At 36.7% G+C, this 12,452-nt stretch carries 8 protein-coding genes; 1 reads left to right on the forward strand and 7 read right to left on the reverse strand.

Annotation, left to right across the window (positions count from 1 at the left end):
* Positions 1-5: 5 nt before the first annotated feature.
* Together EZV73_RS00245 and EZV73_RS00250 are read right to left on the reverse strand one after the other, a co-directional pair.
* Positions 6-3,407, reverse strand: coding sequence for a hypothetical protein (locus EZV73_RS00245; RefSeq protein ID WP_240837191.1), 3,402 nt, complete (start codon positions 3,405-3,407; stop codon positions 6-8).
* Entirely contained in the window at positions 3,391-5,826 is a 2,436-nt protein-coding gene (locus EZV73_RS00250; RefSeq protein ID WP_240837193.1) for an RND family transporter, read from the reverse strand. Before EZV73_RS00250 ends, EZV73_RS00245 begins: the two co-directional genes overlap by 17 nt.
* A 141-nt stretch (positions 5,827-5,967) precedes the next feature.
* Between EZV73_RS00250 and EZV73_RS00255 the strand changes: the two genes are divergently transcribed.
* Positions 5,968-6,528 (forward strand): TetR/AcrR family transcriptional regulator C-terminal domain-containing protein, encoded by a 561-nt coding sequence (locus EZV73_RS00255; protein WP_240837195.1) that lies wholly within the window; start codon positions 5,968-5,970, stop codon positions 6,526-6,528.
* 45 nt (positions 6,529-6,573) lie between these two features.
* Here EZV73_RS00255 and pgmB read toward each other — a convergent pair whose 3' ends face one another.
* The 5 genes from pgmB to EZV73_RS00280 all read right to left on the reverse strand — a co-directional run bounded on the left by pgmB (position 6,574) and on the right by EZV73_RS00280 (position 12,403).
* Positions 6,574-7,230, reverse strand: coding sequence for a beta-phosphoglucomutase (pgmB, locus tag EZV73_RS00260; protein ID WP_240837197.1), 657 nt, complete (start codon positions 7,228-7,230; stop codon positions 6,574-6,576).
* Positions 7,224-9,416, reverse strand: a complete 2,193-nt coding sequence (locus EZV73_RS00265) for a glycoside hydrolase family 65 protein (RefSeq protein WP_240837199.1) — start codon at positions 9,414-9,416, stop codon at positions 7,224-7,226. Before EZV73_RS00265 ends, pgmB begins: the two co-directional genes overlap by 7 nt.
* The gene (locus EZV73_RS00270) at positions 9,409-10,386 is read right to left on the reverse strand and encodes an AraC family transcriptional regulator (protein WP_240837201.1); all 978 of its coding nucleotides are present in this window, start codon (positions 10,384-10,386) and stop codon (positions 9,409-9,411) included. The genes EZV73_RS00265 and EZV73_RS00270 overlap by 8 nt, the downstream gene beginning before the upstream one ends.
* Before the next feature lie 126 nt (positions 10,387-10,512).
* Positions 10,513-10,887, reverse strand: a complete 375-nt coding sequence (locus EZV73_RS00275; protein WP_240837202.1) for a DUF302 domain-containing protein — start codon at positions 10,885-10,887, stop codon at positions 10,513-10,515.
* Positions 10,888-10,909: 22 nt separating this feature from the next.
* On the reverse strand, positions 10,910-12,403 hold the full coding sequence (locus EZV73_RS00280) for a diguanylate cyclase (RefSeq protein WP_240837204.1): 1,494 nt from the start codon (positions 12,401-12,403) through the stop codon (positions 10,910-10,912).
* Positions 12,404-12,452 lie beyond the last annotated feature (49 nt).

Below are 12,452 nucleotides of genomic sequence, written 5' to 3' on the forward strand. Positions count from 1 at the left end.
AGCCGCTAAGATTTTAGCGGCTCCACTTTCTTTCTTCTTCTTTTACTTGCTATAAGTGTTCCGATAACAAGTATCAGACCACTTAAGATATACATCCACCTTCTGTTTACTGGTGGCTGAACAAGAGCTAACTTAAAGTTATGATGTTCAGATTTAAAGACCAGGTAAGATCCATCTACTTGTGTTTCTGTTTCAACCCATCTACCACCTTCTTCAAGATATAAGATCACATCTTGTTCCGGCTTTAAAAATCTATAAGTCAGTTGATTGCTTTCTGAAGGATCAATGGCAATTCTATACTCATCTATACGGGTTTCTCCCACCTTTTCCTTATAAGAATCGACTTCAATCATCCTGAGCTTATCTGCAGGATCAAAGATGCCTTCTACTAAGAGTTTTGGCCTTTCCTCTTCTGATGAAATAACTTGAATCAAAGGTTTATAAACAGCTTCCACAGTCTGGTTAAAGGCTAGATTATCTAAAGATTCATCAGACCACCTGCCATAAAAGCCTTGTCTTTCAGGCAGTATAGGCAGGTCATGAAGGGGTATGCTGTCTCCAAAGTTTAAATGTCTAACCTCTGAGATTTCATCATCAATGACGAAGGTGATCTGAATCCCCCTAAACTCATCAGGCACATCATAAGACATCATACTTTCATAGCTTTCTGGAATGGCTTTACCACCATAAGAAACACCATCCACGCCTGCCCATTCATTGTTCACAAACCTATTGTTAGTATAAAGGTCATCTATATCACCAGCAATAGAACCTGCATATTCTTCTTCTTCATCAATAAACATCATTACAAAGGAATCGTGGATTTGATGGCCAAATCCAGCAATACCACCAATGTATTTCTTACCAGACAATCTAGAAATACTGTAGACATTTCTAATAACACCCCCAGAAGAACCGGCTATACCACCTACATAGTTACCGTCTGTACTGGAAACATGACTGTAGTTTTCACAGCCCTGAACAAGTCCTAAATCCATCCTACCGACAATACCGCCTGAATAATCTTTCTTGGAAATGACTTTACCTGTATTCTTTGAGTTGAGTAAAATAGCCTTGGTCTGGTACTTAAAATTAAATGACTGGTTGCCTTTTTTTACAATATCATCTTCTGGATCAAAATCGTACTCAATGGCCATAGCACCTACAATGCCACCCACATCTACATCACCAGAGATTTCCCCCTTATTAATAGACTTGATGGTAATGCCCTTTTGAATGATTTCGCCATCATTTTCTAGATCTGATATGTCTTCAAATATGGCCACTTCATCAAAAGAAAGCGCATTGATGCCATCTCTTATAATATCAGCTACAGCCTTATAATCTTCATTAAGAGCTCTTAGATTGTCATAAGTTTCATCACTAGACTGATTTAGCAGTGTATTTAAGTCTGTCATCATAAGTGACAGATTAGATAAATCATCGAAGAATATCTCAGATGATTCTTCTGTATACTCTGATAAGATTGGAAAAGAAAGTGCTGGTTTCTTCTGCTGTTCATTTAAAATCATATCAAAATATTCAAAGGCCATCGTCATGTGTTCAGAAGCGTCAGAAAGCGCACCAGATGCGTCTGAAAATTGTCTCATACCTTCTGACATATATTCTGCCCCATCTTCTAAGTTTTGAATGGCTTCATCAAGGTCTTCCTTCATAGCCTTAAGATCTTCATTCATATTGGACAAATCCTGACCAGCTGAGTTAAACCATGAAAATGCTTCGCTTAAAAGCGCCATATCATCCTCAAACTCACTCGCAAGCAGTGTAAAGCCATTTCTGAGTTTTGGGATAGCAACTTCTAAGTGTTCTGTAGCCTGGTTCATCATTTCAATAGATGGTCCATAATCAAAGCCAAGCATGGTACCATTGGCCTGGTAATAGTCTGTAATTCTTTGTAAGGCATTATTCGCATCAGCTGAAGCCTCCTCCAAATCTTCAAGTCCTTCTAACACAAGGGCCATACCATCGTCGTATTTTGATGTTGTTTCTAATGCCTTTTCTATATTATTTAACCCTATCTGAATCTTATTAAGAGCCTTATCTGCATCCCTTCCAGCAAGTTCAAGATCATACATGGCATCTTGTAAATCCCCAATGCTGTCTTCTAAGGCTTCAGACCCTTTTGCGAACTCGTCAAAGCCTGTTTCAAAATAATCCATGGCAACCGTTAAATCTTCTGAACCTGCTTTAAACTCATCCACCACATACTCTAGTTGGAGAATCACCTTGTGCAGTCTTTCAAACCCTTCATTTAAGGTTTCACCTGCATCATCTGCATAGGAAGAAGTATTATCCAGTAAATCTTCCAAATGATTGGAGGTTTGATCCATCTGCTGATTTATCTTTTCTAGTTGATTAGAAACATCTTTTGAATTACCATAGGCATCTTCAACAAGATCTTCTAATGTTTGGTTCATCTTTGTCAGTGCTTCATCTAGATCACTAAGGGTATCTTCTGAAAACAAAAGATGTACATATGGTTCCATTTGACCGACTATGCCACCAACATCTTTTCTACCATATACAGATCCATAGTTGGTATTTGAAGTGATATAACCATTATGTCTTCCAACAATGCCACCTATGTTGTAACCAACATGCGGATAACCAATTGCACCGTAATTTGAGTTACCTTCTAATATCCCTGTCGAATAGCCAGCAATACCGCCAGTATCTGTCTGAGCTTCTATGTCTTCAGCAGATTCAGACTCTAAGTTTAACTTTTCTAAGTCATAAGATGCCATATCATTGTTTGGAATGGCATCATCAGTTGTATTGACTTCAGCGTAGTTGATGTTTTGACCGACATAACCTTTGTTTTCGCCTACAATGCCACCCGTATAGTGTTCACCTGTAATCAGACCATTAGACTCACACTTAATAACAGAGCCTGTTTTTTCATTTACACCTGTAATGCCCCCTATGGCAGTTAAACCAGATACATCACCAGTAAAAGTCACATTCATAATCACACCGTAATTGGTTCCAACGACACCACCAACTTCAGACTTAGTCCCTGTCGGATCTATGGAGCCCTTTACATGTAAGTTCTTTACCATACCGGTAAGTTCTAGGTACCTAAACAAGCCTCTATTTGAACCTACATCTTTTATAGTCAAACCTTTAATGGTATGACCTTTTCCATCAAACACACCAGAAAAAGATGGAATAGAATCTAAGGCGATACCTGTTAGGTCTAAGTCTTTTTCTAAATGTACAATCATGTTTTCAGAAAAAGTATCTAAGACACAAGCTTTCGAAAAGTCAATTAAGTCTTCAACACTATCTATTATAATAACTGGGCTGGTCTCACCATAGACTGGTATGGACGAAAATACAAGGAGAAAACACAAGCTAAGAATAATATGTTTATTGAATCTTTTCATGATTTTTTACCTCCTTTTCTACAGAACCCATTTCAATCATCCCTTTAACATCACCACGAATGGTACCTTTGATTTCTGCATCTACATAACCAGAAATATAGCCCTGCATCTTACCATTCATCTTCATAGATCCTGTGTGACTCTGTATGATGCCACGTCTTTTAAGGGTAAAGGCAGATTTTTCAATCATATAATCACCAAGTAACAAGGTTTGAGGTAGAACACCCATAACCAAAATCAGAGAAATAATAGTCCCTCTTCCTAAGCAAATACCAATGGATGATACGGCATAGTCTGATGACAAGAATCCAATTAAAATACCTGATGAAGCCAAAATCGTTCCTGACGTTATGATTGTTGGAAACGCCTGATTGAGTGATTCAATCATGGCCTCATGAATAGGCATGTCACGTTTTAATTCCATATACCTAGATGTTATAACAATGGCGTAGTCTATGGTTGCCCCCATCTGAATGGCTGTAACCACCAGGTATGACATAAAGAATATATTGGTTCCCTGAAGTGCAGGAAAGGAAAAATTCATCCATATGGATCCCTGTATGGTCAAAACAAGTAAAACAGGAAGCCCTGCTGACTTGAAGGTAAATAGTAAAATAATCATAACAAACAAGGCTGATAAAATGGTAATGATCAAATTATCTTTTGCAAAAGACGTACCTAAATCATTGTTACTTGTAATGTTACCTACAAAGTAAACATCGTCATAGTATTCATAAGCAATATCATGAAATTCGTCGAGTTGTTCAAAGGCCTTGTCACCTTCTTCAGGCATGTCTAAGATCATTAGGATTCTAGAATAGTTTTTCCCTTTTAATTGAGCCATACCATCAGAAAGCTGGTCATGCATATCATTTAGTTCATCTTCTAGCTCCTCATCTAGGGTAAAGTAGCCCGCTTCCTTTTGATCGTACAAAAACATAAATATATCTAATAGCGGTACTGAATACTCATCCAGTCCATTGATAAGCTTACCGTAAGTCTCTTGGTCTACAGCATAGCCTGAATAAAGCATGTTGGCTACTTCTATATCCACATCTGTAAGCTCCGCAAATTGCCTTGGATTTAAACCATCTGTAACCATATAGCCATCGATGGCTTCAGTATTGGCAAGACCTACTGCTTGATCTACAACATCAAGGGTTTCCATCCTTCTTATAAAGTCCCCTTCTTTTTCATAATCACCAGCAGGCACCAGAACTGCCATGATATTTCTAGACCCATAGTAGTCTTCAATTTTCTCTTTCTGAAGTTGTGAGTCATTTTGCTTAATGGTTTCAAGCTTGGTAAAACCATAGACATAATTGGTCTGATTAGAAAAGTAAAAGGCACCAACCAACACACACATAAAAAGAATAGGTACGATGTATCTTGTTTTAACGACCATCTTGCCCCATGGGGTGATTTTGGGTACAAAGTTCTTATGAACCGTCTTGTCCATCCAATCAGAAAAGATCATCAAGAGGCCAGGCATCAAGGTAAATACTATCAACAAGGAAAACAAAAGTGCCTTAATCAGCACAAGCCCCATATCAAAGCCTAAACCATACTCCATAAACATAAGGGCCATAAGACCTGAAATTGTTGTCAGTGATGAAGATGAGATCTCAGGTATAGCCTTGCTGAGGGCTTTAATAGCCGCTTCTCTTGCAGGTAAGTATTCTCTTTCTTCAGTAAATCTGTGACATAAGATAATGGCATAGTCAATGGCTAGTGCCAGTTGTAAAATAACTGCTATGGAATTTGATACAAAGGATATCTCTCCATAGAGAAAGTGGGTCCCCATATTTAAAATGGCGGCAACCCCAAATGTTATCAAAAGGACTGGTATTTCCATATATGTCTTAGAAGTAAAAAGAAGAACACCTAGTATGATAAATACAGCCACAACCATAACAGATTGAATCTCTTTTTCTAGAGAAGCTGCTGAATCTTCTAAAATAGTAGAATTCAAGGAAACATCAAAGGGCTCTAAAAGGAGTAGTACATCCGACAGAGCTTGTTTGGAAATTTCCTCACTCTCCTCTCCTTCAGTGGTAATTAAAAAGAGTGCAGAAGCTCTTGTAAAATGGTCTTTTGAATCATCAAAAGTAACACTTTTGACACCATCCACAGATTCTATCAGTTCTTTTAACTCCTCAGCCTTTGAATAAGTGATATTAGACACCATGACTTGAGCTGTACCAAATGTAGTGAACTCATCTTCCATAAGTGTTAAGCCTTGTCTGGTCTCAGTAGTATCTGGCAGGTAGGCCTTGATATCATTGTTTACAGCCACCCAATTTCTTGAGAACAAACAGAATATAACCATTAAAAAATAGATAAGAATAAATCCATTTCTTTTATCTACTATTTGCGTTGATATTTTTTCTATAACCGATTGATTTTCTTTTTCTTTCATAAACCCTCACTTTATACCCTAAAGAGTATAATATTTTCTAGAAAAAAGAACATACACAGATTCTTAGATTTGTATAAAAACTAGACAAAACCATGGAATTGTCTAAAAAGAATGGCTATAATTAATTGAAAGGATAATCATATGCAATCAAGATCAGATATAACAAAGAAACTACTTGCAGAGTCACTTGAAGAACTTTTACAAGAAAAGACTTTAAATAAGATCTCTATAAAAGAGATTGTCAGTGGATGCAATTTAAATAGACAGACATTTTATTATCACTTTGAAGATATTCATAAACTGGTGGAATGGTCCTTTAAGAGATTGATTATGGACCCCTTATCAGAGTATCAGGGTGAAGCCTTATGGCAGGAAGGTTTAAAAGAGCTTCTTATAAACTTAGAGAAGAATCGAAAGGTATGCAAGCATGCCTTATGTGATATGACCCAAGATCAAATCTATCATTTGTTCTACAAGGACATTGCCATACTTGTAAAAAAGGCCGTGGATGAAATCGCAGAAGATAAAGAAATCAACTTCATCTATATAGAAAACATCACAACCTACTTTTCAATCAGTTTTGGCTCTATCATCGAACAATGGATATTTGGTAGAATCCATCAATCAGTAGATGAAATGATCAACTTTCTAGACACCCTTATCAAAGACCAAATACATGGTGCTATACATAGATTAAAATAGACTCCAAACGGAGTCTATCTTTTTTTATACAAAGCTTCTATGAACTTACTTCTTGATCAAATCTAACAAGCCAATCATATCTGAAGCCTGAGAATAGACAATTTCAGCTTGAGACAAATGGTCTTTATCACCAATACCAATAGCTCTCATCTTGCCATTGTAGGCAGCTTCAACACCTGACTTGGCATCTTCTATGACCAGACAATTTTCTGGATTTACGTTCAGATCACTTGCAGCTAAAAGAAAGACTTCAGGATCTGGCTTTGCGTTTTTGACCCTAGTACCATCTGAAATGGTATCAAACAAGTCTTTGATTTCAAGTTTTTCTAGAATAAATCTAGCATTTTTACTGGCAGAGCCAAGGGCTATTTTTATACCTCTCTTCTTCAGTTCTAAAATGAAGTCTTTGACATTATCAAACATCTCAGACTGGTCTAAAGTGTTGATGTATTCAACATACCACTCATTTTTCATATTGGCCAGATTGATTTTTAAATCTTGATTAATTTTTAAATTACCCATCTCACATATGATATCCATACAAGCCATTCTAGAAACACCTTTAAAGTTTTCATTTTCTTTTTCAGTAAATGAAATATGGAAGCCTTCAGCCAACCTCTTCCAAGCCAGGTAATGGTATTTAGCTGTATCCACAACAACGCCATCTAAATCAAATATGACACATTTTATATTCTCTAACATTCTATCCTCACTTTTTTTCCGTATAAATGAACATCCAAACCTGGTCCTTCAAGGTATTCAAAAGAAACCTGATCTTTAACTGTCACTTTAAAAGTCGTCCCTTTAAAAGACATGGTAAAAGCATAAGCATCCCACTTTTCAGGCAGTACTGGATCTAAATGAAGATTGCCTTGCTTGATCTTCATCCCACCAAAACCATTGACGATACACATCCAAGTACCTGCTAAGTTTGCCATATGAATACCTGCATGGGTATTGTTATGCACGTCATCTAGATCTAGCCTTGCTGACTTCATAAAGTAGTCATAAGCCTGGTCATGATAACCAATATGTGAAGCTAAAATACTGTGAATGCAAAATGATAAAGAGGATTCATGAACAGTTACTGCTTCATAATAATCGTAGTGCTTTTTAATGGTCTCAAGGTCAAACTTTTCTTCTAATAAGAAGATGGCTAAAACAATATCAGCCTGCTTGGATACTTGTTTGTTATAGATCATCAAAGGATGGTAGTTGTCTAAAAGAGGAAACTTTTCCTTTGGCGTGTTTTCTATATCCCACTTAGCCTTATCAAAGAAAGCATCATCCTGTGGGTAGAGACCTTTTTCCTTATTGTAACCAATATACATATTGTCAGCAGCATGAAGCCACTTACTTGGTTCACTTTCTGATATATCTAGTTTGTTTTGTAATAATGTCCTTTCCTCTTCAGCTAAGAGGTCCAAACTCTTACAAGCATTGATTAGGTTTTCTTTAGCCAAACTGTTGGTATAGAAGTTGTTATTTACAATAGCCGTATATTCATCTGGGCCCGTTACACCATTGATGCAGAACTTGCCGTCTTTTGTATCAATGTAATCACCATAGCTGAACCAAAACCTTGCTGTTTCTACAAGGATCTCAGTCCCCATGATTTTCATAAAGTCCATGTCGCCAGTCACTTCAAAATATCGCCATACAGCAAAGGCAATATCAGCATTGATATGATACTGGGCAGTGCCTGCAGGAAAATAAGGTGAAGCTTCCTCACCATTGATGGTACGCCATGGGTATAAAGCGCCATCTACAGCCATGACCTTGGCTCGGTCTCTAGCCTGGTCTAAGGTATGGTATCTAAATTCTAAAAGCGATTTGGCTATTTCTGGCTTTGTGTATAAGAAAAATGGCAGTGCATACATTTCTGTATCCCAAAAAGCGTGGCCTTCATAGCCCTCTCCAGTTAAACCCTTTGCTCCTACACTTGTTTTGCCATCTCTACCAGTCGCCTGTAGTAGATGAAACATGTTAAAACGCATACCAATCTGTAAATCATCGTCCCCTTCAATAGACACATCTGCATGATTCCAGAAGTCTTGATAGTAAGATAGGTGTGCTTGTTTTAACTCATCATAACTAAAATCTTTTCTATTTAACTTACTTAAATCCTCATCTGTAGATGCATGATAAGAAATTACTTTGTCTAAAGTGATTTCATGACCGTAAAAAATTTCTCCTATTCTATCATCTTCCTCAAAATACTCTCCTTCAAGACTGTGATGAAGATGAGTGATCAGATCAAAGCCAGTATGCTTGGTTCTATGAATCATCTCCAGTCTATTTCTTTTTACTTCTAGCAAAACAGGTTCATATGGACCATAGTCAATTCTGGCATTGGTTCTTGGTGTATCATTTTGAACCTTACTTTCAATAAAACTTATGACTTTCACCTCACATGGTGTTATAGGCTTTACCTTCAGTCTTAAGGCAAGCTTGTTTTTATGGGTCATGGAAGCAAACTTCTCGATTTCCACATAAACCGATAAAGCATTTTTACTCCATATATAAGACCTTGTAACAAGTCCCCTCTTCAGATCTAATACACGCTTGTAGTCCGTGATGTTTCCTGTAAAGATGTTACATCTTTCATGGTTTATATAAATTTCAAATCCTTTTGCATTTGGCACATTGAGCATGGTCTGGCTGACATCAGGAAAGCCATAACCCTTTTCTCCGTACTTGATAACTTCGCTTTCATAAAAGCCATTGATAAAGTTACCTTCAATGGTCTTGTCCATATCACCATCATAGCCTTCTTCAAATGTGGCTCTAGAGCCAATAAAACCATTTGAAACAGCAAAGATGGTTTCATTTTTATAATGGTTGTTTACATCGTAGCCTGATTCAACTACACACCAATTCTTATTCAATATTTTCTCTCCTTAAAAGCATCTTATAGTTTTGAATCATTTCTTTTAACTCAGAAATTAAGTCGTCTTTTTGTTCAATGATATGCTCGTAGGCCTTAGCAGTTTGTATATCTGAAGCTTCTACAGGTTCCACTCGGTGAAGTTTCTTTCTATAATCAGAGGGTGCTTGACCAATATTTTTCTTAAAGAGTTTAGAAAAATGAAATGCATTGTCATATCCAACAGACCTAGACACATCAGCTATAGAAAGGCTTGAGTCCTTTAATAGCTCTGTTGCACGGTACATCCTATAATCAATCAAATACTGCTGTGGGGATTTATTAAGTGAATTTCTGAATATCTGATACAAATATTTTCTATCGATACCTACATACTCAGCCATTTCCTGAACCGTCACATTATAGGCATAGTTCATATCAGCATATTCAAGTGCCTTTCTTAAATAGAGCTCCGTCGTCACTTCAAGAGGTATGTCTTCTTCCTTAACTGTCTTTATGTCTATTAGGTGACTGATGATCATATATAGTATGGCTACCATTTTACAATAGCGGTTATGACGTATATTGGCCGTCTCTAGAATTTTCTTGTAATGATCATATATAAAGTCATCTTCTCCTAGAGTGACAACAGGATGGTCTACCGATAAGCCAGCACGATTTAGATAGCCCTCAGCTTGATAACCAAAGAAACCTATCCAAGAAAGCTTAAAGGGACTTGTTTCACTTGCCTTGTAGCCCATAAGGGTATTAGGGGCTATTAGAAACATTTGACCTGATTTAACTTTAAACTTTTTATCATCTACATAAAGCGTACCTTGACCCTCATAAACATAGTAGAGGATATAGTGATCGACCAGTCTAGGTCCCCAAGTTTTACCTTTTGAACAGATTTCAGATCCGCAATAATGAATGACCAAACTGACATTAATGGTTGACCGATTGGCAATAAAAAACTGACTATTTCCAAGCATATTAATTCCTTTCTAATGCATTATTACATTCATCATAGCACCTGATTGGCTTGCTACGAATGTTCTATTGTCAGGTCAATATGTGCTTATGTCTTATTTTCAAAAAAGAAAAATAGGACCGAAGTCCTAATTGCTCATAGATGATTTTAAAATGTCCTCTACTTCTTTTGCCATCTGCATAGCTTGTGGATTGTCTGTTACCAGATAAAGCATCTCAGATGGTTTGATCATCCCTACTCTAACAGCATCCGTTTGATAAATAAGGATTTTACATGGTAAAAAATATGCCGCATCTGAAGAAATATCTAGAATCTTTCTTGCATAAGTTGGGTTACAAACCTCAAGTACAATATAGTCATTTGGATAGTCAATACCATGTTCTTTAAACTTGTCTTTGAAATTCATTTGAAAGAGTGTGCCAAAGCCGTGTTCTTTAAGTGCAGCCTTTACTCTGTCAACGGTCGTCATTAAATCATCTTTTGAAACTATTTCATATTTCATATATGCCTCCTTCTAACAGCAACTATGAACTTAATGTATTTAAAAATTTTTCTAAACCTTGATCTATTACTTCTTCCACTATCATTTTATCAAAATGACTTTCTTTATTTTGATTAAGATAGTTCACAACATCTTCGTCTAATCTCGAGTATATAGCATTAGCAATACCTAGTATCCTAGCAGAATAAGGAATCTCTTTACCGTGAATGCCCTTTGGATAACCTGAACCATCATAAAGCTCATGGTGGCATAAGACTGTATTGGCCACACTGTACTTTACCCCGAGTGCACACAAGATAGAATAAGATTTTTCAGGATGTGTTTTCATGTCCTCTTTTTGATCTATTATACCCATGGATATGTTTTGAAAGCGGGCTGCTTCTAACAAGTCATCCATGTCGTCTTTATTCATATCTAGGTTTTCTGCAATAAATCCAGCTATTTTAGTGACCATCTTGATTTCATGTTCAGCGTCTTTAAAGGCATGAGTATATAAGGTCATGATTTCATTTTTAATTCTTAAAAGGCTCTTCTCTTTTTTAGAAACCTTCAAGCTATACATTCTTGTTTCTGCATTTGAAAATGCCTGTTCATAGGTCATTTCATGACCAGAAATAATACAGCCAGCAGACACATCAAAAGAGACATTTCCTATCAGAAAACGTTGTTCACCAATGTCTTTTTCAATGGTTTCAGGTGACAGAACACTTGAAGAAAGTACAACAAACTCATCACCAGATACCCTTGAAACAATATCCTTTTCATCAAAGTAGTTCAACAGATACCTTGCAACTTTTTGAATCATTTTATCACCAGCTATATGACCAAAGGTATCGTTGATAAACTTTAGGTTATTTACATCTACCATGACAACTTTAATGTCAGCTTGTTTGGCTTGTAACTTATAATAATTTTCTTCTGTCACTCGCCTGTTATATACCTTGGTTAATGGATCGTACTTTGTCAAATATTCTAACTTTCGATTAGAGTGGTAGATGATGCCTGTTAAAACTGCAAAAACGATGACAATTAAGACAGAGGCATAGACCACTTTCATCAAGTTGTCTTTTTCTCTTTCCTGGCTTTCCTTCAAAGCTTTTTCTGTTAAGTTTCTTTCTGTTACATCTATGATGATGGAAAAGAGCATTTCATTACCGTTGTATTTAACTGGATAAGAATAGACTTCTACATCTCTTACATCCCCCTCACAGATTCTGTGTTTGAAGTTAAAATAATTCCTCTCCTGCAGCTTGGCCATGGCCATTTCATTGGCTATTTCCCCAGGTGTCAGGGTGTTGATTTCAGAAATGTTTTTCTTGTGCATTTCCTCTACTGTACACATGTAAAAATCCGCTGCTGCCAAGTTAGCGAAAACAATGTCACCAGTGTCAGGATCTATAATTAACATAATGGAACCATGATTCACAAACATCTCATAGTCATCACCTTTATCCTGTCCATAAACAAAAGGTAAGGTAAGCATGACTATACAAATTATCATTACAATCTTTTTCATATCAACCTCTCAGATAACTCATACCCAAAAGGCCACTTTATATGCATGA

The sequence above is a fragment of the Acidaminobacter sp. JC074 genome (genome assembly GCF_022496765.1).
Lineage (GTDB): Bacteria > Bacillota > Clostridia > Peptostreptococcales > Acidaminobacteraceae > JABXKX01.

Excerpts from the sequence above, each read along its gene's own strand:
- EZV73_RS00245 (WP_240837191.1), bottom strand. The coding sequence starts at position 3,407 with ATGAAAAGATTCAATAAACATATTATTCTTAGCTTGTGTTTTCTCCTT.
- EZV73_RS00250 (WP_240837193.1), bottom strand. The coding sequence starts at position 5,826 with ATGAAAGAAAAAGAAAATCAATCGGTTATAGAAAAAATATCAACGCAA.
- EZV73_RS00255 (WP_240837195.1), top strand. The coding sequence starts at position 5,968 with ATGCAATCAAGATCAGATATAACAAAGAAACTACTTGCAGAGTCACTT.
- pgmB (WP_240837197.1), bottom strand. The coding sequence starts at position 7,230 with ATGTTAGAGAATATAAAATGTGTCATATTTGATTTAGATGGCGTTGTT.
- EZV73_RS00270 (WP_240837201.1), bottom strand. The coding sequence starts at position 10,386 with ATGCTTGGAAATAGTCAGTTTTTTATTGCCAATCGGTCAACCATTAAT.
- EZV73_RS00275 (WP_240837202.1), bottom strand. The coding sequence starts at position 10,887 with ATGAAATATGAAATAGTTTCAAAAGATGATTTAATGACGACCGTTGAC.
- EZV73_RS00280 (WP_240837204.1), bottom strand. The coding sequence starts at position 12,403 with ATGAAAAAGATTGTAATGATAATTTGTATAGTCATGCTTACCTTACCT.